General features: G+C 62.8%; 26 protein-coding genes. 16 read left to right on the top strand and 10 right to left on the bottom strand.

Going from position 1 to position 26,469, the window contains the following annotated elements; translation table 11 throughout:
* Window positions 1-18: 18 nt before the first annotated feature.
* From NKI63_RS02960 to NKI63_RS02935, 6 genes are all read right to left on the bottom strand, one after another.
* Entirely contained in the window at window positions 19-522 is a 504-nt protein-coding gene (locus NKI63_RS02960) for a sarcosine oxidase subunit gamma family protein (RefSeq protein ID WP_352751008.1), read from the bottom strand.
* Window positions 515-3,469, bottom strand: a complete 2,955-nt coding sequence (locus tag NKI63_RS02955; protein WP_352751006.1) for a sarcosine oxidase subunit alpha family protein — start codon at window positions 3,467-3,469, stop codon at window positions 515-517. The genes NKI63_RS02960 and NKI63_RS02955 overlap by 8 nt, the downstream gene beginning before the upstream one ends.
* Window positions 3,466-3,762 carry a sarcosine oxidase subunit delta gene (locus NKI63_RS02950; RefSeq protein ID WP_352751004.1) on the bottom strand — a complete coding sequence of 99 codons (297 nt, stop codon included), beginning with the start codon at window positions 3,760-3,762 and terminating at the stop codon, window positions 3,466-3,468. Before NKI63_RS02950 ends, NKI63_RS02955 begins: the two co-directional genes overlap by 4 nt.
* Window positions 3,763-3,775: 13 nt before the next feature.
* Complete coding sequence (locus NKI63_RS02945) at window positions 3,776-5,032, bottom strand: sarcosine oxidase subunit beta family protein (RefSeq protein ID WP_352751002.1); 1,257 nt, start codon at window positions 5,030-5,032, stop codon at window positions 3,776-3,778.
* A gap of 10 nt (window positions 5,033-5,042) precedes the next feature.
* The gene (locus tag NKI63_RS02940) at window positions 5,043-6,191 is read right to left on the bottom strand and encodes a M24 family metallopeptidase (protein WP_352751001.1); all 1,149 of its coding nucleotides are present in this window, start codon (window positions 6,189-6,191) and stop codon (window positions 5,043-5,045) included.
* Window positions 6,192-6,265: 74 nt separating this feature from the next.
* Window positions 6,266-7,501, bottom strand: coding sequence for a M24 family metallopeptidase (locus NKI63_RS02935; protein ID WP_352751000.1), 1,236 nt, complete (start codon window positions 7,499-7,501; stop codon window positions 6,266-6,268).
* Between the two features lie 196 nt (window positions 7,502-7,697).
* On the opposite strand from NKI63_RS02935, the gene ehuB reads away from it, so the two are divergent.
* Genes ehuB through NKI63_RS02910 form a run of 5 tightly spaced genes read left to right on the top strand, consistent with a single transcriptional unit; the run spans window position 7,698 to window position 11,508 of the window.
* A complete protein-coding gene (gene ehuB / locus NKI63_RS02930) occupies window positions 7,698-8,567 on the top strand; it encodes an ectoine/hydroxyectoine ABC transporter substrate-binding protein EhuB (protein WP_352476741.1) in 870 nt (289 codons plus the stop codon).
* A 55-nt stretch (window positions 8,568-8,622) separates the two neighbouring features.
* Complete coding sequence (gene ehuC / locus NKI63_RS02925; protein ID WP_254818529.1) at window positions 8,623-9,351, top strand: ectoine/hydroxyectoine ABC transporter permease subunit EhuC; 729 nt, start codon at window positions 8,623-8,625, stop codon at window positions 9,349-9,351.
* Complete coding sequence (ehuD, locus tag NKI63_RS02920; RefSeq protein ID WP_254818530.1) at window positions 9,348-10,007, top strand: ectoine/hydroxyectoine ABC transporter permease subunit EhuD; 660 nt, start codon at window positions 9,348-9,350, stop codon at window positions 10,005-10,007. The genes ehuC and ehuD overlap by 4 nt, the downstream gene beginning before the upstream one ends.
* Window positions 10,004-10,783 carry an ectoine/hydroxyectoine ABC transporter ATP-binding protein EhuA gene (gene ehuA, locus NKI63_RS02915; RefSeq protein ID WP_302895675.1) on the top strand — a complete coding sequence of 260 codons (780 nt, stop codon included), beginning with the start codon at window positions 10,004-10,006 and terminating at the stop codon, window positions 10,781-10,783. Before ehuD ends, ehuA begins: the two co-directional genes overlap by 4 nt.
* Window positions 10,780-11,508 carry a GntR family transcriptional regulator gene (locus NKI63_RS02910; RefSeq protein WP_352750999.1) on the top strand — a complete coding sequence of 243 codons (729 nt, stop codon included), beginning with the start codon at window positions 10,780-10,782 and terminating at the stop codon, window positions 11,506-11,508. The genes ehuA and NKI63_RS02910 overlap by 4 nt, the downstream gene beginning before the upstream one ends.
* Here the strand turns inward: NKI63_RS02910 and NKI63_RS02905 are convergent.
* The gene (locus tag NKI63_RS02905) at window positions 11,472-12,386 is read right to left on the bottom strand and encodes a DUF6597 domain-containing transcriptional factor (protein ID WP_352750997.1); all 915 of its coding nucleotides are present in this window, start codon (window positions 12,384-12,386) and stop codon (window positions 11,472-11,474) included. The genes NKI63_RS02910 and NKI63_RS02905 overlap by 37 nt on opposite strands.
* A 272-nt stretch (window positions 12,387-12,658) precedes the next feature.
* Between NKI63_RS02905 and NKI63_RS02900 the strand changes: the two genes are divergently transcribed.
* Window positions 12,659-13,021, top strand: a complete 363-nt coding sequence (locus NKI63_RS02900) for a VOC family protein (protein WP_352750995.1) — start codon at window positions 12,659-12,661, stop codon at window positions 13,019-13,021.
* 437 nt (window positions 13,022-13,458) lie between these two features.
* On the opposite strand, the gene NKI63_RS02895 is transcribed toward NKI63_RS02900, so the two are convergent.
* Window positions 13,459-13,701 (bottom strand): DUF1127 domain-containing protein, encoded by a 243-nt coding sequence (locus NKI63_RS02895; RefSeq protein WP_352750993.1) that lies wholly within the window; start codon window positions 13,699-13,701, stop codon window positions 13,459-13,461.
* A 154-nt stretch (window positions 13,702-13,855) separates the two neighbouring features.
* On the opposite strand from NKI63_RS02895, the gene NKI63_RS02890 reads away from it, so the two are divergent.
* Window positions 13,856-15,364: a winged helix-turn-helix domain-containing tetratricopeptide repeat protein gene (locus NKI63_RS02890; protein WP_352751144.1), complete on the top strand. Its 1,509-nt coding sequence runs from the start codon at window positions 13,856-13,858 to the stop codon at window positions 15,362-15,364.
* A 31-nt stretch (window positions 15,365-15,395) separates the two neighbouring features.
* Here the strand turns inward: NKI63_RS02890 and NKI63_RS02885 are convergent, their stop codons facing one another.
* Window positions 15,396-15,788 (bottom strand): GFA family protein, encoded by a 393-nt coding sequence (locus NKI63_RS02885; RefSeq protein WP_352750991.1) that lies wholly within the window; start codon window positions 15,786-15,788, stop codon window positions 15,396-15,398.
* Between the two features lie 167 nt (window positions 15,789-15,955).
* Complete coding sequence (locus tag NKI63_RS02880) at window positions 15,956-16,804, bottom strand: beta-keto acid cleavage family enzyme (protein ID WP_352750989.1); 849 nt, start codon at window positions 16,802-16,804, stop codon at window positions 15,956-15,958.
* 96 nt (window positions 16,805-16,900) lie between these two features.
* Between NKI63_RS02880 and NKI63_RS02875 the strand changes: the two genes are divergently transcribed.
* From NKI63_RS02875 to NKI63_RS02835, 9 genes are all read left to right on the top strand, one after another.
* Window positions 16,901-17,806: a MurR/RpiR family transcriptional regulator gene (locus NKI63_RS02875; RefSeq protein ID WP_352750988.1), complete on the top strand. Its 906-nt coding sequence runs from the start codon at window positions 16,901-16,903 to the stop codon at window positions 17,804-17,806.
* Window positions 17,803-19,134, top strand: a complete 1,332-nt coding sequence (locus NKI63_RS02870) for an aspartate aminotransferase family protein (RefSeq protein WP_352750986.1) — start codon at window positions 17,803-17,805, stop codon at window positions 19,132-19,134. The genes NKI63_RS02875 and NKI63_RS02870 overlap by 4 nt, the downstream gene beginning before the upstream one ends.
* A gap of 94 nt (window positions 19,135-19,228) precedes the next feature.
* Entirely contained in the window at window positions 19,229-20,182 is a 954-nt protein-coding gene (locus NKI63_RS02865; protein WP_352751143.1) for a TAXI family TRAP transporter solute-binding subunit, read from the top strand.
* Window positions 20,183-20,238: 56 nt separating this feature from the next.
* Window positions 20,239-22,839, top strand: a complete 2,601-nt coding sequence (locus NKI63_RS02860) for a TRAP transporter permease (RefSeq protein WP_352753062.1) — start codon at window positions 20,239-20,241, stop codon at window positions 22,837-22,839.
* An 87-nt stretch (window positions 22,840-22,926) separates the two neighbouring features.
* Window positions 22,927-23,349 carry an EamA family transporter gene (locus NKI63_RS02855; RefSeq protein WP_352750983.1) on the top strand — a complete coding sequence of 141 codons (423 nt, stop codon included), beginning with the start codon at window positions 22,927-22,929 and terminating at the stop codon, window positions 23,347-23,349.
* A 5-nt stretch (window positions 23,350-23,354) separates the two neighbouring features.
* Window positions 23,355-23,831 (top strand): EamA family transporter, encoded by a 477-nt coding sequence (locus NKI63_RS02850; protein WP_352750981.1) that lies wholly within the window; start codon window positions 23,355-23,357, stop codon window positions 23,829-23,831.
* Window positions 23,832-24,004: 173 nt separating this feature from the next.
* Window positions 24,005-24,724, top strand: a complete 720-nt coding sequence (locus NKI63_RS02845; protein ID WP_352750979.1) for a FadR/GntR family transcriptional regulator — start codon at window positions 24,005-24,007, stop codon at window positions 24,722-24,724.
* A 51-nt stretch (window positions 24,725-24,775) separates the two neighbouring features.
* Window positions 24,776-25,750 (top strand): sialic acid TRAP transporter substrate-binding protein SiaP, encoded by a 975-nt coding sequence (locus tag NKI63_RS02840; RefSeq protein ID WP_502900445.1) that lies wholly within the window; start codon window positions 24,776-24,778, stop codon window positions 25,748-25,750.
* A 143-nt stretch (window positions 25,751-25,893) separates the two neighbouring features.
* Window positions 25,894-26,466, top strand: coding sequence for a TRAP transporter small permease (locus tag NKI63_RS02835; RefSeq protein WP_352508693.1), 573 nt, complete (start codon window positions 25,894-25,896; stop codon window positions 26,464-26,466).
* Window positions 26,467-26,469 lie beyond the last annotated feature (3 nt).

The following is a 26,469-nucleotide window of genomic DNA, read 5'->3' as shown; positions in this document are numbered from 1 at the left end:
GGCGGATCTCGGCCAGGGCTAGCCGTCGGCGATCCAATCCGAGAGGCTGCGGGCAAAACTTCGCGGCACGATAAGTTCGCACGCGGTCTCGCCGGTGCGCAGGAAGAGCACGGACACGTGATGGAAGGATGTCAGCACGGCGCGGCCCGGAGCGGCGGCCGGCGCGTGCCAGTCGACGGCAATGCAGCCGGACAGAAGCCTTGCGATACCAGGGCCGGCCATTTTCAAACGAACACGACCTTCCTCGAGGGGAACGGAACAGCCGAGATCGGGGTCGACGGCAAGCGCAGGCGCTTGCGTGCCTTCGTCTAGAGCCAGCCAGAGGCGGCGAGGTGCAACGCGGATAATTAGAAGCCCCTTGTGGCGAACCGTCTCTCCGACCGAAGCTGGAAGTTTCTTGCCCAGCGGCGCCGAGACGCTCTTTTCGAATTGCGTCAATGTCGCGTCCCAGCCCTCTATCTGGATAAGCGGACAATCTGCCACGGACAGGCTGAAATCCCGAGAAGAGGTCAAGCTAGCCATGCAGCCGTTCTCCCTGTGGATCGACGAATACCGGCGAGACAACGCGGGCGCGAACCGTTTCGGCCTTCATCGGATAAACTGCTACGACCTCGCTTCCTTCTGCCGCGACATCACCGGCAAGCAGGGCCAGCCCGACATAATGGCCGCGTTCGGGGCTGAAAGTGACGGAGGTGACGCGACCGCGCCCATGGCCATGGGGTTTCTCATCCGGCAGGAACAGGATGGCGCCGCCGCGCAGGCGTTTTCCGTCCTCAATGCATTCCAGTCCGACCAGGCGCTGTCGGTTGGGGGCCTGGAGGGCAGGGCGCCGTCGCAGGACGTCGCCGACGAAGCCGCTGCGCTTGCCGGCCATGCGGCCGAGGCCGAGATCGTCGAGCGTCGTGCGCCCGTCGATCTCAGGTCCGGCGACATGGCCCTTTTCGACCCGCAGCGCGCCAAGCGCCTCGACGCCGTAGGGCTTCAGCTCGAGCAGTCTGCCGGCTTCGAGCAGACGGCTCCAGAGCTGTTCACCGGCAGTGGCGCCGACATAGATTTCGTAAGCGCGCTCGCCGGAATAACTGAGACGCAAGATGCGGAGCCCACGGCCCTCCCACTCGCTTTCGAGTAGTCCCATGTGCGGAAGTGCCTCATCGGAAACGTCAAGGGCAGGAAAAGCGGCACCGAGGATTGCGCGGCTGTTAGGCCCGGCAACCGACATTGCCGCCCATTCATCGCTGACCGAGGTGACGGCCACACGCAAATCCGGCCAGGCCGTGTCGAGCAGGAATTCGAGACGCGACAGCACATCGGCCGCCCTGGCGGTCGAGGTCGTCATGAAGAACCGGTTTTCCGCCAGCCGCGTCGTGGTGCCGTCGTCGAAGACGATACCGTCGTCGCGCAGCATGATGCCGTAGCGGGCGCGGCCTACCGCCAGTTTGGCAAAGCCGTTGGCGTAGACGCGGTCGAGGAAGATTGCCGCATCCGGGCCCTGGACATCGATCTTGCCGAGCGTGGAGATGTCCATCAGCCCCGCGGCCTGGCGCACATTCCGCATTTCGGCGACATACGCGTCGTTCACGTCACGTCCCGACTGCCGGTAGAAATAGGGCCGCATCCAGAGCCCGACCTCGAGCATCTCGGCGCCGTTCGCCATGTGCCAGTCATGCATCGGCGTGCGGCGGATCGGCTTGAAATGATGGCCGATGGCGCGCCCGGCAAGCGCGCCGATGGCAACCGGCGTATAGGGCGGGCGGAAGGTCGTGGTGCCGGTCTCAGGAATCGTTGCGTTGCGCAGCGCTGCCATCGCGGCAAGTGCGGGAAAATTGCTGGTCTTGCCTTGGTCGGTGCCCATACCGAGCGTAGTGTAGCGCTTCAGGTGCTCGACCGATTCATAGCCCTCGCGATGGGCGAGCTCGATATCCCCGGTTGTCACGTCCATCTGGAAATCGACGAAGGCCTTTGCACGTCCAGCGGGCAGGGCTTCGCGAAGGACGCTCGAGCCGGTCTCACCGAGATCGAGTTTCGATGGAGCGGACACTGGTGCCGACTTGCCGCAGGAGGCTGCCGCTTCGATGCCGGCGCGATGGCCGTCCTCGATGGCAGCGACTGTCGCATAGGCTCCTATCATTGCACCGGCGCCGAACTGGCTGGCTGAAAAGACGCCCGGCACGAAGCCGTCAATGTCGTCGCGATACACAGGTTTGACACCGAGGTGCGAGGTGAGATGCACGGTTGGCGACCAGCCGCCGGAGATGCAGACCAAGTCGCAGGCGGCCGAAGATTGTCCCTCCGGACCATTGAGCGTTACGCGCCTGACGGCATGGCCGCCATGCAGGTCGACGATGCGCGTTGCGGCCCGCACCACCACGCCGAGCCGTGCGGCTTCTGCGGCAAGTGCTGCGGGCGGGACGGGGCGCAGATCGGCAATCGTCACCTCCGCGCCGGCTGCGGCATAGTCGAAGGCGGTGCGCCAGGCACCGTCATTGGTGGTAGCGACGACGATTTTCTTGCCCGGCAGGACGGCGAAACGGTTGAGATAGGTCCGGGCGGCCGAGGCAAGCATGACGCCGGGCCGGTCGTTGTTCGAGAACACCATCGGCCGCTCGATGGCGCCGGTGGCGAAAACGATCGAGCGGATGCGCAACATAGTGACCGTTTGCCGTGTCTCGCCATTCGGCTGCGGATTGGTTGGATCGCGCTGTTCGACCAGTCCAAGGACATTGCCGTCATAGCTGCCGAAAGCGGTCGTCCGCTTCATAAGCGTGATGGTTTCGAAGCCCTCCAACTCGGCCTCGGCCTGCCTCAGCCATGCGGCCGCTGCGCTGTCGGACGGTTCCGCCAGAAGCTGGCCGCCAAGCAGGAAATCCTGCTCGATCAGCGCGACTCGCGCGCCGGCCGCGGCGGCCGCCCGCGCCGCCGACAATCCCGCCGGGCCGCCGCCGACGATGGCGACATCGGCGAAGGCATGACGAACCTCGTAGTGGTCGGGATCCACGCCGGTGCCGGCTCTGCCCAGACCGGCAGCCTTGCGGATAAAGTGCTCGTAGAACATCCAGGCGCGGCGCGTCGGGCCCATGAAGGTCTTGTAGTAGAAGCCGGCGGACAGAAACGGTGCCAACAGCCCGTTGACGCTTTGCATGTCGAAGGTAAGCGATGGCCAGCGGTTCTGACTCTCCACGACCATACCGTCGGCGAGTTCCAGTGTGGTCGCCGGCAGGTTCGGCTCGCGCCTCCCGGCGGTCCCGAGCGTAACCAGCGCATTCGGCTCTTCGGGTCCGGCGGAAAAAATGCCGCGCGGGCGATGATATTTGAAGCTGCGCCCGACCAGCGTGACGCCATTGGCGAGCAGCGCGGAGGCAAGTGTGTCGCCGCGATATCCAGCCAGCTTGCGGCCGTCGAAGGTAAACTCGACCGGCTGCTCGCGAATGATGCGGGCACCCACCGACAGCCGTTTGCGGTTTGAACTCATGCCGGTGACTTCCTGAGAGTTGATTTCCTGGCCCGCAATTTTCTAGCGAAGTCGACGGCTGCGATGGCATGGTTGCGGGTGTCGCGTTCGACCACCAGCCATTGGCGGCAACCGGTCACGTGCTGCCAGAATTCACGGTGCGGGCCGGCCGGGTTTGTCCTGATATAGACGTAGCGGTACCAGGCCTCCGGATCGGGATCGTCATGGGCCGGACTCTTGACCGAGGCATCGCCGCCATAGCGGAACTCGTCATGATCGCGCGGGCCGCAGCAGGGGCATTCGATGCGCAGCATTTTGTCCTGCCTCCTATTGCAGCCAGGCGGAAGGGCCGGCGCCGGCCTCATCGAGCGTGTGGCCGGTGCGGAAACGATCGAGCCCGTAGGCCGCGATCAAGGGATGCGGCTTGCCGGTGGCAATCGTGTGGGCGAAGCACCAGCCGGAAGCCGGCGTCGCCTTGAAGCCGCCATAGCACCAGCCGCCGTTGAGATAGAGACCCTCGATCGGCGTCGGGCAGATGATCGGGCTGGCATCGGGGGTCATGTCCATGACGCCGCCCCAATGGCGAAGCAGACGGACGCGCGAAATGCATGGCATCAATGCAATCGCTGCCTCCGCCACTTCGCGCACGACGCCGAGATTGCCGCGCTGGGCATAGGAATTGTAGCCGTCGAGATTGCCGCCGAAGACCAATCCGCCCTTGTCCGATTGGCTGACGTAGAAATGGTCGGCGCCATAGGCGACGACGTGATCTACCAGTGGCTTCAGCGGCTCGGTGACGAAAGCTTGCAGCACATGGCTTTCGATCGGCAGTTCAAGCCCGGCTTTGGCGCCGAGCACGGACGTGTGGCCAGCGACCGCGAGGCCGACCTTGCCGGCGCCGATCCGGCCTTTCGTCGTTTCGACGCCGACGATCCTGTCGCCGTCACGGACAAAGCCTGTCACCTCGCAGTTCTGGATGATGTCCACGCCATGGCTGTCGGCGGCACGCGCATAGCCCCAGGCGACGGCGTCGTGGCGTGCCGTGCCCGCGCGGCCCTGAAAGATCGCGCCATGGATCGGGAAGCGGGCGGTGTCGGAAAAATCGAGATAGGGCACCAGCCGGCGCACGTCTTCGCGGTCGAGGATGTCGGCGTCGATGCCGTTCAGCCGCATGACGTTGGCGCGGTGGCTGAAACCGTCGAGCTGATCGGCCGAATGCGCCGTGACGAGTTGACCGCGCTGGGAGAACATCACGTTGAAATTCAGCGCCTGAGACATGTCCTCCCAAAGCTTCATCGAGAATTCGTAGAACTGGGTGTTGCCGTCGAGCAGGTAGTTGGAGCGGATGACGGTGGTGTTGCGGCCGACATTGCCGCCGCCGACATAACCCTTTTCGAGCACCGCGACGTCACGGATGCCGTGGTTCTCGGCGAGGTAGAAGGCGGTGGCTAGGCCGTGTCCGCCGCCGCCAATAACGATCACGTCATAGGACGATTTTGGCTCCGCGGCCCGCCAGGCTCGCTGCCAGTTCTTCTGGCCTGACAGCGCGTTGCGGAAAACCGAAAATGCCGAGTAGCGCGCCATGTGTGCAGGCCTATCGAATGATCGGGCCGGCCGGCGTGCGGGTAAGCACTTCGGCGCCCGCATCGGTCAACAGCACCGTGTTGGAGACGAAGTCATTGCCGCGACCCGTTCCCATCAGCCACGACAGGATGTGAAAGCTCATCCCGGTCTCGATCTCGAGGTCGGAATCGTGCCTCAAGCCGGTCACCGAATTGCCGCCGGTCCATGACGGCGGCTGGCCGGCGCCGACAAGGTAACCGCAGTGATGGCGGCGATAGTGGGAAAGACCGGCCTCGTCGGCGACGGCCTGCCAGGCGGCGTAGACATCGCGCGCCTTGGCGCCCGGCCGTAGCGCCTCGACGACCGCGTTGAACGCCTTGGCGGTCACCTCCGCCATTGTGGCGTCTTCATCGCTGATGTGGCCTATGCGAACGAGCCGGCCGAGCGGGGCGTGGTAGCGCGAGATGCACCCGGACAGTTCGACAAAGACGGGCTCGCCCTTGCGGTAGATCCCGTCGCCCCAGGTTGTGTGCTCTTCACCCAGGCGCGCGGCCGGGCGGATGAACGGTCCGAAGCCCGGCGCATGACCGCCGGCGCGGATCATTGCCGCAACACATTGGGCGGCGACCTCCTGTTCGGAAGCGCCATCGGAGATCGCCGCGATCGCGGCACCGGCGGCGGCGTCCGTCACTTGTGCCGCCCGCCGCATCAGCGCCTGTTCTTCGGCGCTTTTCACCCGCCGCATTTTGTCGATCAGACCGGAGACATCGCTCCACTTTGCATCGGCTTTCATCTGGAGTGCCACGGCAAGTCCATGGCTAAGGCCGGCTGTCCAGTATTCGAGGCCGATCCGCTTGCCGGATAGGCCGAGCTCTGCCAGCACCCGCGCGGCAAGGTCGGCCGCCGTTTCGCTGTCGGAATGGCCACGGAATTCCGCTGCCTTCACCTGCTTCTCGATCGTCACCTTCTCCATCGAACGGGTGACCAGAACAGGTTTTCCCCGGAGCGGGACAATCAGCAGGTGAGGGGCAAAATACCCCCAGTGATCAAGCCCGGTGAGATAGAAGACGTTCTCCGGCGAGGCAAACACCGCTGCGTCGAGCTCACGCTCAATCAGTGCAGTACGGACCTTTGCCAGGCGGCCGGCGATTTCGGCTTCGGAAAAAGGATTGCGGTCCATCGGGCGTCCTCGTGCTTGTTGCCGGCTTGCTGGCGGGCATGGTCTTTTCGGCAGCCGGGTTCCCGGCCGCCATGTCAGTCGATGACGATGAGTTCGCGCGCCACATCGCAGAGGCGTTCGCCGCCGCGTTCCGTGACGACGAACGATTCCGAGATGGCGATGCCGAAATCGTCGAGCCAGACGCCGGCCATGAAATGGAAGCACATCCCAGGCTGCATCTCGGTAGTATCGCCCAGACGAAGGCTTGCGGTGCGTTCGCCCCAATCGGGCGGGTATGCGAGCCCGACCGGATAGCCGACGCGGCTGTCTTTCTTCAGCCCGTTCCGTCGCAGGACTGCCTGCCAGGCGGCTTCCACCTGTTCGGCGGTGTTGCCGGGGCGCGCCTTCTCGAGGCCAGCGTCGACGCCCTCGACGATCGCCTTGGCCATGTCGAGGATGGCTTGCGGCGGCTCGCCGAAATGTACCGTCCGGGTCAGCGCCGCATGGTAGCGGCGGCGCACGCCGGCGATCTCCAGAATGGCGAGGCCGCTGTCCGGCAGCGGCGCGTCGGACCACGTCAGGTGCGGCGTGCTAGTGCCCTCGCCAACGGGCATCAGGGGACAGATCGCGGCATAGTCGCCGCCCGCTCCGGGCACGCCCATGATCTGTGCGTGATAGATTTCCGCAATGACATGGTTTTGCGGCACGCCGGGCCGCATTTTCTCGATGGCGTGGTTCATCGCATGCGTGCAGATCGCACCCGCCTCGCGGATCAGCACCAGCTCGGCTTCGGATTTGACCAGCCGCGCCCAGTTGACGAGATCGTGGTTGTTGGCGAAGTGCGCGTCGGGCAGTCCCTCGACAAGGTGGGCGTGGCAGCGCGCAGTGTAATAATGCGCGTCCATCTCGACGCCGATACGGGCCTTTTCCCAGCCGCGCGACCGGATCAGTCGGGCGAGTTCGTCATATGGGTGTTCGACGGGCTGCTGCACCAGCCGCTCCGAGAACGGCACGATGTTTGTCTCCGGCAGGCCGGTTGTCAGGCGCGCGCTCTTGGCGTCCTGCGCCCTGCCGAACCAGATCGGCCGATCCTCCTCCAGATGGACGAGGACGCACTGCGGAACATAGAACGACCATCCGTCATAGCCGGTCAGCCAACACATGTTGGCTGGATCCTGACAGACGATGAGATCGAAGCCGGCTTTTTGCATGCGTGTCTTCACGCCAGCGAGGCGCTGCCCATACTCCGCTTGCGTGAATGTCCCGAACCCGTTCGCAGTCGCCACCGAAATCCTGCCTTCCAGGTACGCCGCTTGCCCTTTGATCAACATGGGCAAACAGGCCAAATTGTGCACAACTCGACGTCAATTTGTTGGCTAACTACGAATTATCGCCGAATTTTCATGGTTTCTATATCTCTGCTTGCGAAATGTCTAGGGCAGTTGTATACGTCTTATCAAGCAGGCGTCGACCTCGAAGAAGGCTGCGCCCTGGGAACCATCCACCGTTGTCCAATGGGAGAAAAGCATGCTCAATTCATCAATATCGCGCCGCATGGTCGTGAAAGCGGCTGCCTGCATCGCGCTCGCCGCGACGTCATTGACATCGCTATCCGCTCACGCGGAAACCACCCTCGAACGGGCCAAGAAGGACGGCTACATCCGCGTCGGTTTCGCCAACGAGGCGCCGTTCGGTTACGCCACGCCAGACGGCAAGCTGACCGGCGAGGCGCCGGAAGTCGCCAAGGCGGTGCTCGCCAAGATGGGCATACCGCAGGTCGACGGTGTTTTGACCGAATTCGGCTCGCTCATTCCAGGTCTCAAGGCCGGCCGCTTCGACATCATCGCCGCCGGCATGTTCATCACTCCGAAGCGCTGCGCCGAGATCAACTACTCCGAGCCGTCCTACGGTATCGGCGAGGCTATGCTGGTGGCAAAAGGTAATCCGAAAGGCATCAAGGATTTTTCCAGCATCAAGGACAATCCGGATCTCAAGCTTGCCGTGATGGCCGGCGCCGTCGAAGGCGGCTTCGCCAAGGAAGCGGGCGTTGCCAGTGGGCAGATTGTCTCCTTGCCCGACCAGTCCAGCCTGGTCGCGGCCGTCCAGTCGGGCCGCGCCGACGCTGCTGCGCTGACCGCTCTTTCGATCGCCGATATGGCCAAGAAAGCCGACGGCGTCGAATCGACCAAGCCCTTCGGCGAGGTTGCCGGCAAATCGGTGAAAGGTCATGGCGGCTTCGGCTTCCGCAAGGAAGACACCGACCTGCAGCAGGCGTTCAACGCCGAGCTGAAGAAGTTCATCGGTTCGCCGGAGCATATTGCGCTGGTCGAGCCGCTCGGCTTCGGCAAGGACTACCTCCCCAACAAGACCACCGCGGAGCTTTGCGCGGGCAAGTAGGTTCCCAACTGCTGGCGGCGCGAAAGCGCCGCCCTTTTTTCTCCGGGGGAATCGCATGGGTATCCGTACGCTCGTTGCCATGCTGGTCATCGCGCTCGTCGTGATCGGCGCCTTGGCAACACAGGAAAGCTATCGAGTGTTCATGCCGGGGCTGCTGCAAGGCGCGGTCCTGACAATCGAGATCGCCGTCCTCGGCAGCCTGCTCGCAATCGTCATGGGCGTGCTTGCAGCACTTGCACGGATGTATGGCCCGGCGCCGCTCAGATGGCTGGCCACGGTCTATGTCGAGATCTTCCGCGGAACGTCGGCATTGGTACAATTGTTCTGGCTGTTTTTCGTGCTGCCGCAATTCGGCGTCACGATCAACGCATTCGTGGTGGCAGTCCTGGCACTCGGCCTGAACGTCGGTGCCTACGGGTCGGAGGTCGTGCGTGGCGCGATCCTGTCGGTCGCTCGCGGCCAGTGGGAGGCGTGTACGGCATTGAACATGAGCCGCCCACAGATGTTGCGCCGGATCATCCTGCCACAGGCCTTTGTCGCGATGATCCCGCCCTGGGGCAATCTGTTCATCGAGCTTCTGAAATCGACAGCGCTTGTGTCGCTGATCACGCTTTCCGACCTCGCCTTCAAGGCGCAGCAAATGAACCAGAATACGTTCAAGACCATTCCGATCTTCACACTTGTCCTTTTGATGTACCTGGCAATGTCGCTGGTTCTGACGATCGGCATGCGGCTTCTTGAAAGGCGGGCATCGATCGGACTGGCGCGAGGGAAGGCAGCATGATTTGGGACTGGGCATTTGCTTTTGAAATCCTGCCGGTGCTCGCCCGCGCGGCCATCGTCTCCATCGAGGCGACGCTGATCGGCTTTGCACTTGCCGCCTCGCTTGGCCTGGTGCTGGCCGTCGTCCGTATCGCCGTGCCGTGGACCGGCTGGACAATTTCGGTGCTGGTCGAACTGATCCGTTCGACCCCGCTGCTTATCCAGATATTCTTTCTCTATTTTGTCTTTCCGAAATTCGGTGTCGTGCTCGACGCCTTCACCGCCGGGGTGCTGGCCATCGGCATCCACTATGCCGCCTATTGCTCCGAGGTCTATCGCGCCGGTTTCGACAACATCCCTCGCGGCCAGTGGGAAGCCTCGATCGCACTTAATCTTTCGGCCTGGACAACGTTCCGCGACATCATCATTCCGCAGGCGATTCCGCCGATCGTTCCGGCGCTCGGCAACTATCTGGTTGCCTTGTTCAAGGAGACGCCATTGCTGTCCGCAATCGCCGTGCTGGAGCTGATGCAGACGGCCAAGATCATTGGCTCCGAAACCTTCCGCTACACCGAGCCGATGACGCTGGTCGGTCTGTTCTTCCTTGCCATGAGCCTGGTTTCTGCTGCGCTCATTCGCTCCCTCGAAGGCCTGCTCAACCGGAGGACCATGCGATGACGGAACAACCGATGGTTCGCTTCGACAATGTATCGAAACGCTACGGCACGTTAACCGTTCTCGACGGGCTTAATCTGGAAATAGCACGCGGCGAAAAGGTCTCCATCATCGGCCCGTCCGGCTCCGGCAAGACGACGGTGCTGCGCATGCTGATGACGCTGGAGACGATCAATGACGGTGTCATCTGGGTTGAAGGCGAGCCGCTGACCCATATGGAGAGGAACGGCAAACTTGTTCCCGCCGATCTCGCCCACATCCGCAAGATCCGCGCCAAGATCGGCATGGTGTTCCAGTCGTTCAACCTGTTCCCGCACATGACGGCGATGCAGAACTGCATCGAGGCACCGATAACCGTGCTAGGCATGAAGCGGGCCGATGCGGAGGCGCGTGCCGCCGAACTGCTCGACATGGTCGGCTTATCGGATAAGAAGGACCACTATCCCTCGCAGCTCTCGGGTGGTCAGCAGCAGCGTGTCGCCATCGCACGCGCTTGCGCCATGCGGCCCAAGATCATGCTGTTCGACGAGGTGACCTCGGCCCTGGACCCCGAACTCGTTGGCGAAGTGCTTGAAGTCATCCGAAAACTTGGTAGGGAGCATGACCTCACCATGCTGATGGTCACCCACCAGATGGGATTTGCCAAGGAATTCTCCGATCGCGTCTGCTTTTTCCACGCGGGCAAGATCTGCGAGCAAGGGCCGCCAGGCGAGTTGTTCGGCACCCCCAAGAACGAGCGGACACGGCAGTTCCTGCACGCTGTCCTGGAGGCTGGATGACGCTTGAGACAGATGCCACGCCCACAGCCGTGACCGCCGCGCCGCCACGTCCGCTGTCGGCCCGGGAGCGATTTGAACGCATTTACCGGATACTGCGCGACCGCATCTGCCTGCTCGATTATGCGCCGGGAAGCCATCTGTCCGAGGAAGAACTTGCCCAGGAATTCGAGATCAGCCGCACGCCGGTCCGGCGTGTCCTGGCGCGTCTCGAATCCGAGGGTCTGGTTCAATCCGTCCACGGCGTCGGCACGATCGTCACCGATGTCGATATCGAGGAATTGCAGCAGGTCTATCATTTGCGCCTGGAGCTGGCGCTCCTCGTCGGCAAGCTTTCGCCGATCCCGCGCACGGCGGACGATCTCGACCGGATACGGGCGCTCATCGCGCGTTGCGATGCCGATATACTCAATCCCGACCAGCGCGCTTTCCTGCGCCTCAACATGGATTTTTTCTACGAGCTCACGGCGATGACCGGCAACCAGCCGCTGCGCGAGATCAGCGAGCGCCTGTATTTTCAGGTCGCGCGCGTCGTCCTGAAGATGATGCCGCAATTGGGCCTTGTCGAGGAGTTCACCGCGTTCCGCCGCGAAATGGAAGAGGTCCTTGCCGCCGCCGAGATCGGTGACTGGGAGTCCATAGGGCACATAAGGCGGGCGCATATCTCAATGAGCTTTCGCCGCATGATGCGTCATGCAGGCGAGGCCAATCTGGATAGAGCAAGATAGTCAGCCCCTCGGGGTTGTGCTGGCCGCCAAGGTCGGCGACAGCGATAGTCACACCGAATGTGCGGTTTCATAGCAGTCTCCTCTGGTCGAAGAACGCGCCGAGAATTCACTGGCAGTGCAGCAGATGATGAATCTGTCGCGGGGTGCTTCCCGTCAGGCGGCGGCTCTCGCGGACAAGATGCGCCTGGTCGGAATAGCCCGCTTCGGCCGCCAGCATGGCGGTGGAGCTGCTGGAGCGGCTCGAAAAGCCGCAGAAAGCGCTGGTAGCGGAGGATACGGTCAAGCGTCTTGGGGCCATAGCCGAAGCTCGTGTCGAAGCGCCGGCGCAACGTCCTTTCGCTCATCTCGAGCGCGCGCATCAACCAAGGGACGAGCGGCGCGTCGGGTGGCGGCCCGCGCTCGATCAAACGATATGCCGCCTGCATGGGAACGTCGGTCGCGGGCGCGGGCACCTCCTCGGCGACGGCCTGTTGGAGAGAGCAGGCCAGATCCTCGAGACTGTCGCTGGGGCGCACGCGGCTGGCGAGGCGGCGGGCTCGCGCCCCCCACAAATCGTCGAGCGACAGCCTCTTGCCGACCAGCTCGATTTGCGGCACGCCGAGCCATGCCGCCGCCGCGGCAGGATGGAAGCGCAAGCCGATCACGACCTCGTCCGCCGCTAGAACCTCGGTCTGCGGTTCCTTGTCAGGGCCGGCAATTCGGAAGCTGCCTCCGATCCATTGCAAATCGATCGTCGTGTCGGGCATGATGACGATTGGCGGTGAGCCCGCCGGGTCCATTCGATGCACCCACACCGAAGCAAAGCTCCCGCGAAGCCGCGCCGACGCTGGACGTTGCTGAAATGAACCCGTTGCCTGCGCTGGGACGGGATCGCTCATCTCGCTCCCCTTCGGATTAGCGGCGGTGAACCTACGGCGCAGCGGCTGCGCCCGGCCGTCGCTCGAGACAACGTCTTCCAATCGAGAACGGTTGCAAGAATCGGTTGTTTTCTTCCGGCCGGAACGAAGAGGGCAGGTGGAGGGCGATGCCACGTGCATCGCCATCGGCAGCGCCGTGTGCGGCTCATACGTCAATGGCCGTTCTGTTCAATAAGGCAAGCGAGATGCGTGCTTATCTTTCGGCGTCGTACATCACATGAGAGGTATGCGTCATGAGCAACAAAAACGACCAACGGATCGACTACGTCGAATTCAACGTGAAAGACATTCAGCGGTCACGCGACTTCTACGGAAAGGCGTTGGGCTGGACCTTCACCGACTACGGCCCGCAATATTGCGAGTTCAACGACGGGCGCTTGTCAGGTGGCTTTGCTGCTGGCCCAGCGAGGTCCGGAGGAGGCCCGCTCGTCATTCTCTATGCCGATGATCTGCCGGGAACGGTCAAGCGTGTCGAGGAAGCGGGGGGCAAGATCGTCAGGCCGATTTATGGCTTCCCCGGCGGCCGGCGCTTTCATTTCGTGGACCCGGACGGTTACGAGCTAGCGGTTTACACCGAAGATGGCAGCAATGAATGATCGCGTTCCTCCCACCTCAGGTTGGTTTTGCTCGGCGGCGTCTTGATCTGGGCGGGCGCCGAGCATGTCCTCAGATTCCGGGCGATTGCAGCGTCCCTGGCCGGGCGGGGCTTCCTGCTCCCAAGCCTCTTCTCGCGGCCGGATCGGTGCTGGAGGTCGCAGGCGGCCTTTGCCTCGCAACGGCCTTGGGTGGACCCTTTCCCGCCGCGGCGTTGGCCGTATCCACCATTGCGGCGTCGTTCATGGCGCTCAACTTCTGGCCTACAGCGGCGATGAACGCGAAGCGCTTCGTACCGGCTTCACCAATGTTGCCGTCTTGGGCGGGTTGATTGTCGCCGCGACCACTAGCCTGTGATCATCATTTCGGGGCGGCGGCTTCGTCTTCATCTGCAATCAGCTGCTGGTCGTTGGTGATCCGGTGTTGTTGCAGCATCCGCCTATCGCTGCCAGAAGGGCAGCTTGGCGATCTCTTCCTCGGCCTGTCGCCTCGTCAGACCGATATCGTCGATCAGATGGGGATTGGTCTCCGCCAATCGGTTGAGATCCCAGCGAAAGCGTGTCGGCTCGCGCCAGGCCGCGATAATGCTTCGCAGCGTCGCCAGGCTGTAGCGCCGAGGCGATGCTTCCGCCGGCCGCGTTGCCTCAAGCGGGGCCGAGGCAAAGGTGGGAATATCGTTCATGGCAACCTCCATGTGGTTTGAGGGGCCCATACGATTTTGGGAGTGTGGGGCCCTCGACCTGAAAGAGGCTGAATTCTGCAGGATACGACCGGCGTCGTAATTAAGCTCTCCCAAATAGTTCTCAAAACTTCCAAACGGGCTATAGATGCGCCGTATGCAGGGACCGCGCTTTGCCTTTGGTCCGTTCGTGCTTGATCCGGGTGCGGGAACGCTCCTTCGGAACGATGTCCCCGTTGCCGTTAGCTACCGCGGGCTAAAGCTGCTTGCGGCGCTCGTCGGACGGTCCGGCGAAATCCTTGAAAAGGCTGAGTTGATGGACGCGGCGTGGCCGGGTACAGCCGTCGAGGAAGGCAACCTAACCGTCCAGATCGCGCTGCTGCGGAAGCTGCTTGGCCCGGCCGCCGACGGCGGTGAATGGATCGCCACGGTTCCGCGCGTCGGCTACCGCTTCACGGGAGCCGTCGAACAGCTCGGCGTCGCGAAGCGAAAACCTTTGCCGCTGCCCGACAAACCATCGATAGCCGTGCTGCCCTTCGTCAATGTCAGCAACGATCCCGAGCAGGAATCCTTCGCGGATGGGTTGACCGAAGACCTGATCACCGACTTATCCAGGATCTCCGGCCTGTTCGTCATCGCACGCAACTCGGCCTTTGCCTACAAAGGAAAGGCGATGGACGTGCGCGGGATCGCTGAGGACCTTGGCGTGCGCTACCTGCTGGAGGGTAGCGCAAGGCGCGCCGCAGGGCACGTGCGCATCAACGCACAACTGGTCGACGCGGTGAGTGGCGATCATGTATGGGCGGAACGCTTCGATCGCAGCCTGGAAGATATTTTTGCCGTTCAGGACGAGGTCACCGGCAAGATCGTCGAGGCGTTACTCGGCCGGCTGCGTGCACCGCCGCCGCGCAATCGGCCCCAAAATCTCGAGGCCTACGATCTCTGCGTGCGAGCGCGCAAGCTGATGGATGATTCGCCGCAGACGGCGCAGGAAGCGCATCTGATGCTCACCCGCGCGGTTTCGCTCGATCCGGAATATGCCGAGGCCTATCGCTGGCTTGCCATGAACCACTGGATGGGATGGGTGCATTCCGGCGGACCAACCGAAACATCCCGTAGCGCTGCTTTGGAACTCGCGCGCAAAGCCGTGGCGATCGACCCCAACGATGCCGGCTGCCGCTGGGTTTTGGCTTACCTGCTTGCCTACGAGCGCAGCTTCGCCGAGGCGGATGCGGAATTCGCCAAGGCGATCGAGCTTGACCCGAACGAGGCCGATGCCTGGGCGGCATTGTCCGACATCGCGGTCCTGGCCGGACGGGTCGAGGAGGGTCTTGAGCACATTCGCAAGGCGTTCCGGCTGAATCCGTTTCCGGCAAGTTGGTATTATCTCGCGCTCGGCCAAGCGCAATATGCAGCCGGCGAATACGAATCCGCTATCAAGACACTGCGCAGGGACGAGACCTATCGTACAAGCTCTCGCCGTTTCCTGGCGGCAAGCCTTGCCCAACTCGGCCGGCTCGACGAGGCGCGCGCAGAGGTCGAACTGTTTCTCGTCGGCAACCCGCATTTCACAACCCGCCACTGGGCGGCGACGGAGCCATTCCGCGACGCTGCGACGCTTGAGCATTTCGTTGACGGCTTCCGTAAGGCCGGCCTTCCGGAGTGACGCGCCGGCGCCGTCGCACGGTTCGTGCGACCTATTCCTCAAAGCGAACCGTGGCGTCACGATCGCGCTCGTATCGTCTCGTGAGCGGAAACGGCGGCAACCAGGACTCGCGACGGATGATCCAGCTTTCGTAAGTTGGCATCAGTTGGTCAGGCGCGTCCAGGGATCCGAGGTTCACTTCGACTTCGTCGGCGGTGCGGGCGAAAACGGTCGAGCCGCAGCGGGGACAGAAAAACCGCCCGGCATAGTCGCGTGTTTCGCCGTCGATCGTCACCGCATCCTGAGGAAATATCGCGGAAGCGTGAAAAAGGGCTCCATGATGCTTGCGGCAGTCGAGACAGTGACAAAGGCCGACCCGGTATGGGCGTCCCGAAGCGACAATTCGGACGTTCCCGCACAGGCACCCGCCGGTGAATCGGTCCATGCTGCGTCTCCTCCAAAATCAAGCGGCCGGAATGGTTACAACGACCGGCACTGTTGTTGCAATCGCCGCGCCGCGGGCGGGGACATGTCGTTCTTCCGTGGCGATGACATTGCAGCCGCCTCTCTATGCCTTATGCGAGCTTGCCGCCGAAAACAGGCTTTGGTTTGTCATATGGAACGAAACGGCGCGTTCCATTGAGCCGCCAACTCGGCGGCCGAGGCGAGCCTGACTCCGCAGTCGGCGAGTATGCGTGCGACCGTCGCTACCGCCTCGGCGTTGGACGAGGCCATGCTGCCGTTCGGAAGGAAAAGGTTGTTTTCGAAGCCGACCCGGACATGGCCCCCAAGCAATGCGGCGGCGGTCGCGCACGCCGCTTCGTTGCGGCCGAAGGCGCAGACGCTCCAATGGTCGAAGCGCGGCATGTTCGCCGCGAGGAATGGCAAGAGATCGGCAGGAACGGACGTCTGTCCCGGCGTGTAGCGGCCCAGCACGTAGAGAACCGGTATGCTTGCCCAAGGGATCAGTCCGCGCTGCTGCATGTCCGAAAGCCTGACGGCCTCCTCGGGCGCATAGAGGATGATCTGTGGCGCAACCCCCTCGGTGTGCAGCCAGGCCATAAAGCGCACGAAGGCGAGTTCCGATCCGGCATCAGGAACGATTTCGCGAAGCGCCAGGGAGACAGCTTGCGGCTTCACATCTTGTACGACGGCCATCTGTTGGGCCGGCGAATAGATACCGAGTGCTTCGGAGGTGATCTGGATTACCAAGCGGTCGCCGGCAGCACCGCGGATGGCGGCGATCGCCTGGCAGTAGGCGTCGGCGTCGAGCAGATGATTGCCGCTTCGGTCGCGGACATGAACGTGGATCATAGCCGCACCGGCATCGGCGCATTCCGCGGCCGTCCTCGCAAGTTCGGCTGGTGTCAGCGGAATCGCCGGATGGTCGGCCTTGCTGCGACGTCCCCCGTTCGGGGCGACGGCTATGGCGATGCGGTCGAGACCATGGGCCGGCTTCATGGGAACGTTCTGCGAGCGACAAGATTCATATGAATCAATCTTTGATCACACTGAAACAGACGTTGCAATCGCTGGTCTGGCGAGCTAGCAATATCCATGGACCAGGAAGAGCTTGCTGGACAGATCGTCACTGCCTTCGACGGCATGTCGGCGCAGCTTCGGTCCGCCGCGCGCTATGTCCTTGATAAGCCGTATGATGTCGCGCTGTTGTCCATGCGCGAGCAGGCCCGGCACGCAGGAGTGCAGCCGGCGACGATGACGCGGCTGGCCCAGCATCTCGGCCTTGATGGCTACGAGGCGGTACGCGATATCTACGCCGCCGCGATCCGGGACGGCGAAATCGGTTTTGCCGGCAAGGCGGGCCTTCAGGTCGCCAGCCAAAAGCTCAAGGGCGACCACGCGCTGGCGGCCGATATTCTGGATTCGATTTCCAGCCAGCTTGCCCATCTCGCCGAAGGCAGGTCGATCGACCGTCTGGTCGAGACGGCCAGGGCGCTGAGTGCGGCAAGGCGCGTCTATTGCCTCGGCCTGCGCTCGAGCCACGCAGTGGCCTGGCATCTGCATTACATCCTGTCGCTGATCGGCGAGAAATCGGTGCTGCTGCACGGCATCGGCGGAACCGATGGCGACGCTCTGGCCCATGCGACCAGGGACGACGTGCTGATCGCCGCCAGCGTCCTGCCCTACACGCGCTTCACCATCGAGCTTGTCGAGTACGCTGCCGGCCGCGGCGTACCGGTCATTGCGATCACCGACAGCGGGGTAGCGCCCTTGGCGCTGCTTGCCGATCACCTGGTCGTCGTGCCGACCGGCAGCCCGTCCTTTTTCCACACCATGACGCCAGCTTTCATCGTTGCTGAGGTCCTGGGTGCTCTTGTCGCAGGGCAGGCAGGCGAGGGCGCTGTTGAGTCGCTGCGACGTTTCGATGAGCAGGGCGCCGCCCTCAAGACCCATCTGAACCAGCGTCCGCCGAAGAAAATGCCCATGAGGGACCGTCGATGACACACATTCTTCATCGAACCATCCACTCGACGCTGCCGGTCGCCGCTCGCGGCCAAGGCATCGAACTGTTCGATGCCGAGGGCAAGTCCTATATCGACGCGTCGGGCGGCGCCGCCGTGTCCTGTCTCGGCCACGGTCATCCCGACGTGATCGCCGCGCTGCACAACCAGCTTGACCGCATCGCCTACGCACACACCAGCTTCTTCACCACCGAGGTGGCGGAGCGCTTGGCGGATCGGCTGGTCGAGGACGCGCCGAAAGGGTTGGACCACGTCTATCTGGTCAGCGGCGGCTCGGAGGCGGTCGAGGCCGCGCTCAAGATGGCCAGGCAATATTTCGTCGAGAAAGGGGAGCCGCAACGGCGCCATCTCATCGCACGCCGGCAGAGCTATCACGGCAATACGCTCGGCGCTCTCGCCACCGGCGGCAACGAATGGCGGCGCGCCCAGTTCAGGCCGTTGCTGATCGAGACCCACCATATCGACCCCTGTTACGCCTATCGCTATCAAAAGCATGGCGAAAGCGACGAAGCCTATGCGGCGCGCGCCGCTCAGCAGCTCGAAGACAAGATCCTTGAACTCGGCCCGGACGAGGTCATCGCCTTTGTCGCCGAGCCGGTGGTGGGTGCGACACTCGGCGCCGTGCCGTCGGTCGCCGATTACTTCAAGCACATTCGCGCGATCTGCGACCGCTACGGCGTGCTCCTCATTCTCGACGAAGTGATGTGCGGCATGGGCCGTACCGGCACGCTGCATGCGTGCGAGCAGGACGGCATCGCTCCCGACCTGCTGACCATCGCCAAGGGGCTCGGCGGTGGTTACCAGCCGATCGGCGCGGTGCTGCTTGGCCGGCATATCTTCGAAGCCTTTGCCCAGGGCTCGGGCTTCTTCCAGCATGGACATACCTATATGGGGCATCCAATGGCGGCGGCGGCTGGCCTCGCCGTGCAGGAGGTCATCCGGCGCGACCGCCTGCTCGACAACGTCAGCGCAATGGGCGCGCAGCTCGACGAGCGCCTGCACCAGCGCTTTGATAATCACCATCACGTCGGCGACATTCGCGGACGAGGTCTGTTCAGGGGAATCGAGCTGGTGGTCGATCGCGCCAGCAAGGAACCGTTCGACCAGAGATTTGAACTCAACGCTCGCATCAAGCGCGAAGCAATGGCCCGCGGCCTGATGATTTATCCGATGGCCGGGACGATTGACGGTGTGCGGGGCGTTCATGTGCTTGTGGCGCCGCCTTTCATCATTTCCAGACAGGATATCGATCGGATCGTCGAACGGCTCGGTGAGGCGATCGACGCTGCGATCGCCTCAGCGGCCTGACCCGCACGACGCGGACCGCCTCAAACCAGTTCCAACGCGTCATCGGCGATGGGCCGGGACACCCACCAGAGAGGTAGCAACCATGTACAGTTCGATGAAAACCCTGATCGGCGCGGCGGCTTGCATGCTGCTGGCGCTGCCGTCCGTCGGAGCCGAGCAGCGCTTCGTCACGGTCGGCACCGGCGGGGTCACCGGCGTCTACTATGCCGTCGGCGGCGCCATTTGCCGGCTGATGAACAAGGACCGGCAGAAAACCGGCATCCGATGCTCGACGGAGTCGACCGGCGGTTCGGTCTTCAACGTCAACTCCATCCAGACCGGCGACCTCGATTTCGGCTTGACCCAATCGGACGTCCAGTACCAGGCCTATGAGGGGACCGGAAATTTCGAAGGCAAGCCGTTCAAGGATCTGCGGGCCGTCTTCTCCGTCCATCCCGAGCCGTTTACCGTGCTGGCGCGGCCCGATGCCGGCGTCACCAAATTCGAGGACTTCAAAGGCAAACGCTTCAACGTCGGCAACCCCGGGTCAGGCACCCGCTCGTCGATGGAGGAGTTGCTGAAGCAGATGGGCTGGACGCTCGGCGATTTCTCGCTTGCCGCGGAGCTGAAGGCGGATGAGCAGGGCAGCGCGCTGTGCGACAACAAGATCGACGGTTTCTTCTACGGCGTTGGTCATCCTTCCGCCGCGATCCAGGATCCGACCACGGCCTGCGGCGCCAAACTCATCCCGCTGACCGGTCCGGCAGTGGACGCGCTGTTGGCAGCTCATCCGTACTATTCAGTCGCCACCATCAAGGGTGGCATGTACGCCAACAACCCGGACGACGTGAAGACATTCGGCGTCCGCGCCACCGTGGTGACGAATGCCAGCACGCCCGATGAGGTGGTCTACGAGCTGGTGAAGTCGGTCTTCGAAAATTTCGACGACTTCAAGAAACTGCATCCGGCTTTCGCCAATCTCGATCCCAAGGAGATGATCAAGACCGGTCTGTCGGCGCCACTACATCCGGGCGCGGAGCGCTATTACAAGGAGAAGGGCTGGCTCTGAGGCCTTCAATGCGAGGCGCCAAGGGCGCCTCGCATCGCAAATAATTGTGGGGAACGATGACAGATCAAAGCCAGCGGGCGGCAGCGCCTGACCAACCCGTTATCGACATCGACAAGCTCAGCGAGATCGTCGCGGAAGCCGACACCGGTGGGCGCAAGCCGACCGGCCGCACCGCGAAGCTGATCCTCGGCGTTTCGCTTGCATGGTCGCTGTTCCAGCTCTGGTATGCCTCGCCCCTTCCGTTCATGCTCAATTTCGGCGTTGTCAGCGACGGCATCGCCCGCTCCATCCATCTGGCCTTCGCCCTGTTCCTGGCGATGCTGACGTTTCCGGCCTTCAAGACCTCATCGCGCAGCCGGGTGCCGCTACCCGACTGGGTGCTAGGCATCGCCGGGGCGGCGTCCGCCCTCTATCTGCTGGTCTTTTATAGCGATATCGCCCACCGGCCGGGTCTTCCCACTACAGCTGACCTGGTCGTATCGATCGCCGGCGTCCTCATCCTGCTCGAGGCCGCCCGTCGCGCCGTCGGGCCTGCCATCACTGTCATCGCGGCGATCATGCTGATCTATATTTTCGCCGGGCCTCACCTTCCTGGCCTGCTCGGCCACAAGGGCGCGACGTTATCGCGCGCAGCCTCGCAGATGTGGCTGACGTCCGAGGGGGTGTTCGGTGTCGCCCTCGGTGTGTCCACCAATGTCGTCTTCATGTTCGTTTTGTTCGGAACATTGCTGGAGCGCGCCGGCGCCGGCGGCTTTTTCATCCAGCTTGCCTTCTCGCTGCTCGGCAAATACCGCGGCGGTCCGGCCAAGGCCGGTGTCGTGGCTTCCGGCCTGACCGGCATGATTTCCGGCTCTTCGATCGCCAATGTCGTGACCACCGGAACCTTCACCATCCCGCTGATGCGGCGGGTCGGATATTCTGCGGTGAAGGCGGGCGCCATCGAATGCGCAGCCGGCGTCAATGGTCAGCTGATGCCGCCGGTGATGGGCGCCGCCGCGTTCTTGATCGCGGAATACGTCGGCATCTCCTATGCCGAGGTAGTCAAGCACGCCTTCTATCCGGCGCTGCTGACCTATGGATCGTTGTTCTACATCGTCGATATCGAAGCGATGAAGACAGGGATGAAGGGCCTGCCGTCACGCCGCACGCACTCCGCATTTCAGGGTGCACTGCGCGGGCTGATGGGCATATGCGGCTTCATCGTCCTCGCAGGGCTTGTCTATTACGGCATTGGCTGGACGAAGATCGTTTTCGGCGCGGCCGCGACCTGGATGATCACTGCCGCGCTGATCGCCGTTTACATCGGCCTTGTCGCCTACCGGGCGCGCTATCCCGACCTGCCGCTCGAGGATCTGGAGGGCGAGATCGTCAGGATTCCGCACTTCGGCGAGACGGCGCGCACCGGATTGCATTTTCTGCTGCCGGTGATTCTGCTGATCTGGTACCTGATGGTGGAGGAGCTCTCGCCGGGCCTCTCGGCATTCTGGGGCGTTGTCGCCCTGATGGCGCTGATCGTCACGCAACGGCCGCTCACCGCCTTTTTCCGCAAGGACCGGGCGCTGGCACGGCATTGGCTTCACGGTTTCGACGATCTGGTCGGTGGCCTGTCCGCCGCTGCGCGCAACATGACGACGGTCGGCATTGCCACTGCGACGGCCGGCATCATCGTCGGCACGGTCCTGCTCACCGGCATCGGGCTGGTGATGACCGAGCTCGTCGAATTCATCTCGGGCGGCAGCTTCATCGTCATGCTTTTGTTCACCGCGGTGATCTGCATCATTCTCGGCATGGGCATGCCGACCACCGCGAGCTATGTCGTCGTCGCCACCTTGATGGCGCCGGTCATCGTCGATTTGGCGGCGCAGAACGATCTTGCCGTGCCGCTGGTCGCCGTCCACATGTTCGTTTTCTATTTCGGGCTGATGGCGGACGTGACGCCGCCGGTGGGGCTGGCGGCTTATGCTGCTGCGGCAATTTCAGGCGCCGATCCGGTGAAGACCGGGATTCAGGGCTTCAAGTACGAGATCCGTACCGGCCTCTTGCCATTCATCTTCATCTTCAACACCGGACTGCTGATGATCGATCTCGAAGGGCCGTTCGACTTCGTTGCGATGGTCGTGACATCGACGCTGGCCATGGTCTCGTTTGTAGCAGCGACGCAGAATTGGATGCTCGTGCGCAACCGCTGGTACGAGACGATTGCGTTGCTTCTGGCCTGTTTCATCTTGTTCAGACCGGGATTGTTGCTCGATCAGGTGAGCGAACCTTATCGGGCAGTGCCTGCCTCCGAACTCAGCCGTATCGTCGACGAGACAGCCGAAGGCGGAGCGGTTCGCCTGCGCCTGACGACACTGAACCTCAACGGCGATGAGATATCGAAGCTGGTTCGGCTACAACTCGGGCCCGCAAATTCATCGGCCGAACGCCTGAAGGCTGTGGGGCTGGACGTCAGCGCGCTCGGCGACAGCGTGACGGTCGGCGTGGTGCGACTGGGCAGCCAGGCGGCCAAATTCGGCCTGCAGCCCGGCGACGAAATCAACCAGGTGCTAGTGCCCGCGGAGCGGCCGTCGCGCTATTGGTTCGCGATTCCAGCCCTGCTGTTGCTCGGTCTCGTCTTCTGGGTTCAGAAGCGGCGAAGGCGGACAGTCGGCCCGTAAGCGTCTTGTGAGCGGAAGAGGCTCGCCAGCATGTCAGTAACAAGAGAACCAAACGGCGCCGCGGAACCGGCTAATGCGGAAATGCGCATGACGACGCGCGACCGCCCCTTCGAACCCGTCGACTACGGGCTTTACGCGCTGACGGTCATTGCCTGGAGCGCATCGTGGTTCGCGATCGAACTTCAGGTCGGCAGCGGCGTGTCGAACGAGGTCAATCTGGTCTGGCGCTTCGCCATCGCCACGCTGCTGATGTTTGCCTGGGCGGCTTTTTCCGTTCGGCGGCTCCGCTTTCCGATCACCGATCATTTGCGCTTTGCTGTGCTTGGCATCCTCATCTTCTCGTCGAACTTCCTGTTTTTCTATTATGGCGCCGGCTATCTCGTCAGCGGCTTGCTCTCGGTCGTCTTCTCGCTCGCCTCGGTCATCAACATGCTGCTCGGTGCCTTGGTCATCGGCGAGCGCCCGGCGCCCGCATTCTCGCCGGCGGCATCATCGGCTTCGCCGGCATAGCGCTGATGTTCTTCCCCGAAATCGCTGCCAACGGGCTTTCCGGCGGGACGTTGGTGGGCCTTCTTCTGTGCCTCTGCGGCACCCTGAGCTTCTGCGCCGGCAATCTCGTCTCCGTCGCAAACCAGCGCCGCGACCTGCCGCTCGTTTCAACCAACGTCTGGGGCATGCTCTACGGCACTTTGTGGTCGGCGTTCCTGGCCTTCCTGCTCGGTGAGCCGTTCGTGTTCGCGACGACCGCCTCTTATATCGGCTCGCTGGTCTTCCTCGCCGTCATATCGACGGTCGTGGCTTTCGCCGCCTACCTGACGCTGCTCGGACGCATTGGCGGCGCCCGCGCCGGTTATGCGACCGTCATATTTCCCGTCTTTGCGCTTTTGATCTCCACGGCGCTGGAAGGGTATGCCTGGACTGCGTACGCGATCATCGGGCTCGTCCTCGTCGCCGCCGGAAACGTCCTGGTCATTCGAGGAGGACGACGCTGACCCATGCAATGCCGCTGCGCGGCCCCCGCCACATAGGTGCACCGATAGATCGGGCGGGGCGCCTTCTTTTTCTGTCTGTTTACCCAGCTTGACTCTCTGGGTCGTCAGTTTAGGCTGTGGTCAATGGGTCAGACCAATGTACCAGGGCGGCCGGGGAGGGGAATTAGACGCGCATGCCGATCCAGGCTGTTGAACCTCGCCGGCTATACCGACAGGTCGCCGATCAGCTCAGGCAGCTGATCGATGCCGGCGAGTTTTCCGTCGGCGACCGTCTGCCGACCGAGCGGGATCTGGCCGACCAACTCGGAATTTCCCGCCCGACGGTCCGTGAAGCGCTGATAGCGTTGGAGGTCGAAGGCCGCATACGCATCCGCGTCGGCTCGGGTATCTACGTCACCGATCCGCCGAGCGCCGCCGCCTCCGAACCCGAAGTCGAGGAAGGCCCGTTCGAGCTGTTGCGCGCGCGCGAATTCGTCGAAGGCGCGATCGCCGCCGAAGCGGCCATCCATGTCCGGCCTGCAGACATCGAACGGCTCGACGACGTGCTGCGCCGGATGGAGGCCATGCGTCACCCCAACAAGATGACCATTGCGCTCGACCGGGAATTCCATACCGCGGTCGCCGGCATTCTCGAGAACGCGGTGCTGGTGCGCTTCATCGGCGAGCTTTTCGACCAGCGCATGAACCCGTACTTCGAACGCCTGTCGATCTATTTCGAGACCAGCGATTCCTGGCAGGTCGCGGCAAGGGAACATCGTGCCGTGCGCGATGCAATTGCCGCGCGCGACCCCGAGCGGGCCAAGGCCGCCATGCAGCAGCATCTGCGCCAGTCGCAAATCAGATTCTCACGCAATTTCGATGAGAGAGCCGCAGCCAAGGAGGTTGCGGAATAGCAGTTGGCCTGGGGGAGATCCGGCCGTCAAGTTCAACCAGGGAGGAATTAGATGCTGAGAAAATACGCAGTTCTGCTCGGTGCGATCGCCGCAATTGCCATACCCATGGCGTCGGCCTCGGCGGAAACGGTCCTGAAATGGGCACATGTCTACGAGACGACGGAGCCCTTCCACACCGAATCCGTGTGGGCTGCCGACGAAATCAAGAAGCGCACCCAGGGCCGCTATGCCATCGACGTCTATCCGGCCTCGCAGCTTGGCAAGGAAGCAGACATCAACCAGGGCCTGATGCTCGGCACCGTCGATATCATCATTTCCGGATCGAGCTTCGCGGCGCGCGAATATCCACCGATCGGCGTCACCTATTTCCCGTACACTTTCCGCGATGCCGACCATCTGCTGAAATACACCAAAAGCGACGTCTACAAGGCCCTGACCAAGGGCTATGAGGACAAGACCGGCAATCACATCGTCGCCACCACTTATTACGGGACGCGGCAGACCACCTCGAACCGGCCGATCGCCAAGTGCTCCGACATGCAGGGCTTGAAGATGCGCGTCCCCGACGTGCCGGCCTATCTGGCCATGCCGCGTGCCTGCGGGGCCAACACGGCGCCGATTGCCTTCGCCGAGGTCTATCTGGCTCTGCAGAACGGCACGGTCGAGGCCCAGGAGAATCCGCTGACCACCATCGAGGCGAAGAAATTCTACGAGGTGCAGAAGAATATCGTGCTAACTGGCCATATCGTCGATCATCTCAACACCATCATATCGGCGTCGCGCTGGGCCTCGCTGTCCGACGAGGACAAGAAGATCTTCACCGAGGTGATGCAGGAGGCTGCCGCCCGCGCCACTGCAAAGATCGTCGCCCGCGAAAAGGAACTGGCGCAGGTATTCAAGGACCGCGGCATCACCGTAACGGATGTCGACCGTGCCGACTTCGAGAAGAATGTGTTGGAGAAGGTCACCTTCGAGGAGTTCGGGTACAACAAGGCCGATTGGGAAGCGATCCGCGCTATCAAGTAGAGCATCGGAAACTGGATGCTCAATCAAGAGGATAGAGCGGCAATCGGATTCGCCGCTTTAACCTGCCCATCCGTCGGGCTTCAAATTGCGCCGGACGGGCCTTCCAATCCTTGACGATCCACCAGCTTCGGGAGTGCGCGCCAATGGCCGAGGAACACCACACCGAGATCACCGTCGAAGAGATTGCGCATGCCTTCGAGGAAGTGCCGATACGCGTCGACCTGTCGGACCACGGTATCGAGGACTGGGTCACGCTTGCCGTGTTCTGGGGCATGGTCGTCTGTGTCTTCCTGCAGTTCTTCACCCGTTATGCCCTGAACAACAGCTTTGCGTGGACCGAGGAGATCGCCATCAACGCGCTCGTCGTCGTTGTCTTTCTCGGCGCCGCCATGTGCGTGCGCCTTTCGCGCCATATCCACGTCGACGTGCTTTACCACTATCTGCCGGAGCGTGTCGGCCGCTGGCTGGCGCTCGCCGTCGATATTATCCGCATTGCATTCTTCGCCTACGGATCCTGGCTGATGTGGCGCTACGTCACGATCGTGGCGCATGAGCGCATGGTCACCGTCAACCTGCCGCGGCGCTGGTTCTTCTACGCCGTACTGGCCGGCTTCGTGCTGATGCTTCTGCGCTCGATCCAGGTCTTTATCGGCAATTACCGGCGCGGCTATTCGGTGCTCGAGCGTCCTGGTGCGTTCGAGACGGCGGGGGTCTGAGCG

It is taken from the genome of Mesorhizobium sp. M0410 (assembly GCF_040321435.1).
Lineage (GTDB): Bacteria > Pseudomonadota > Alphaproteobacteria > Rhizobiales > Rhizobiaceae > Mesorhizobium.
Note: the sequence above shows the minus strand (reverse complement) of the source record. Positions and strands in the feature narration are given on the sequence as shown.

What these genes read in the sequence shown, in the direction of transcription:
- NKI63_RS02960 (WP_352751008.1), bottom strand. Translation starts at nt 522, where the DNA reads ATGGCTAGCTTGACCTCTTCTCGGGATTTCAGCCTGTCCGTGGCAGAT.
- NKI63_RS02955 (WP_352751006.1), bottom strand. Translation starts at nt 3,469, where the DNA reads ATGAGTTCAAACCGCAAACGGCTGTCGGTGGGTGCCCGCATCATTCGC.
- NKI63_RS02950 (WP_352751004.1), bottom strand. Translation starts at nt 3,762, where the DNA reads ATGCTGCGCATCGAATGCCCCTGCTGCGGCCCGCGCGATCATGACGAG.
- NKI63_RS02945 (WP_352751002.1), bottom strand. Translation starts at nt 5,032, where the DNA reads ATGGCGCGCTACTCGGCATTTTCGGTTTTCCGCAACGCGCTGTCAGGC.
- NKI63_RS02940 (WP_352751001.1), bottom strand. Translation starts at nt 6,191, where the DNA reads ATGGACCGCAATCCTTTTTCCGAAGCCGAAATCGCCGGCCGCCTGGCA.
- NKI63_RS02935 (WP_352751000.1), bottom strand. Translation starts at nt 7,501, where the DNA reads ATGTTGATCAAAGGGCAAGCGGCGTACCTGGAAGGCAGGATTTCGGTG.
- ehuB (WP_352476741.1), top strand. Translation starts at nt 7,698, where the DNA reads ATGCTCAATTCATCAATATCGCGCCGCATGGTCGTGAAAGCGGCTGCC.
- ehuC (WP_254818529.1), top strand. Translation starts at nt 8,623, where the DNA reads ATGGGTATCCGTACGCTCGTTGCCATGCTGGTCATCGCGCTCGTCGTG.
- ehuD (WP_254818530.1), top strand. Translation starts at nt 9,348, where the DNA reads ATGATTTGGGACTGGGCATTTGCTTTTGAAATCCTGCCGGTGCTCGCC.
- ehuA (WP_302895675.1), top strand. Translation starts at nt 10,004, where the DNA reads ATGACGGAACAACCGATGGTTCGCTTCGACAATGTATCGAAACGCTAC.
- NKI63_RS02910 (WP_352750999.1), top strand. Translation starts at nt 10,780, where the DNA reads ATGACGCTTGAGACAGATGCCACGCCCACAGCCGTGACCGCCGCGCCG.
- NKI63_RS02905 (WP_352750997.1), bottom strand. Translation starts at nt 12,386, where the DNA reads ATGAGCGATCCCGTCCCAGCGCAGGCAACGGGTTCATTTCAGCAACGT.
- NKI63_RS02900 (WP_352750995.1), top strand. Translation starts at nt 12,659, where the DNA reads ATGAGCAACAAAAACGACCAACGGATCGACTACGTCGAATTCAACGTG.
- NKI63_RS02895 (WP_352750993.1), bottom strand. Translation starts at nt 13,701, where the DNA reads ATGAACGATATTCCCACCTTTGCCTCGGCCCCGCTTGAGGCAACGCGG.
- NKI63_RS02890 (WP_352751144.1), top strand. Translation starts at nt 13,856, where the DNA reads ATGCAGGGACCGCGCTTTGCCTTTGGTCCGTTCGTGCTTGATCCGGGT.
- NKI63_RS02885 (WP_352750991.1), bottom strand. Translation starts at nt 15,788, where the DNA reads ATGGACCGATTCACCGGCGGGTGCCTGTGCGGGAACGTCCGAATTGTC.
- NKI63_RS02880 (WP_352750989.1), bottom strand. Translation starts at nt 16,804, where the DNA reads ATGAAGCCGGCCCATGGTCTCGACCGCATCGCCATAGCCGTCGCCCCG.
- NKI63_RS02875 (WP_352750988.1), top strand. Translation starts at nt 16,901, where the DNA reads ATGGACCAGGAAGAGCTTGCTGGACAGATCGTCACTGCCTTCGACGGC.
- NKI63_RS02870 (WP_352750986.1), top strand. Translation starts at nt 17,803, where the DNA reads ATGACACACATTCTTCATCGAACCATCCACTCGACGCTGCCGGTCGCC.
- NKI63_RS02865 (WP_352751143.1), top strand. Translation starts at nt 19,229, where the DNA reads ATGAAAACCCTGATCGGCGCGGCGGCTTGCATGCTGCTGGCGCTGCCG.
- NKI63_RS02860 (WP_352753062.1), top strand. Translation starts at nt 20,239, where the DNA reads ATGACAGATCAAAGCCAGCGGGCGGCAGCGCCTGACCAACCCGTTATC.
- NKI63_RS02855 (WP_352750983.1), top strand. Translation starts at nt 22,927, where the DNA reads ATGACGACGCGCGACCGCCCCTTCGAACCCGTCGACTACGGGCTTTAC.
- NKI63_RS02850 (WP_352750981.1), top strand. Translation starts at nt 23,355, where the DNA reads ATGTTCTTCCCCGAAATCGCTGCCAACGGGCTTTCCGGCGGGACGTTG.
- NKI63_RS02845 (WP_352750979.1), top strand. Translation starts at nt 24,005, where the DNA reads ATGCCGATCCAGGCTGTTGAACCTCGCCGGCTATACCGACAGGTCGCC.
- NKI63_RS02840 (WP_502900445.1), top strand. Translation starts at nt 24,776, where the DNA reads ATGCTGAGAAAATACGCAGTTCTGCTCGGTGCGATCGCCGCAATTGCC.
- NKI63_RS02835 (WP_352508693.1), top strand. Translation starts at nt 25,894, where the DNA reads ATGGCCGAGGAACACCACACCGAGATCACCGTCGAAGAGATTGCGCAT.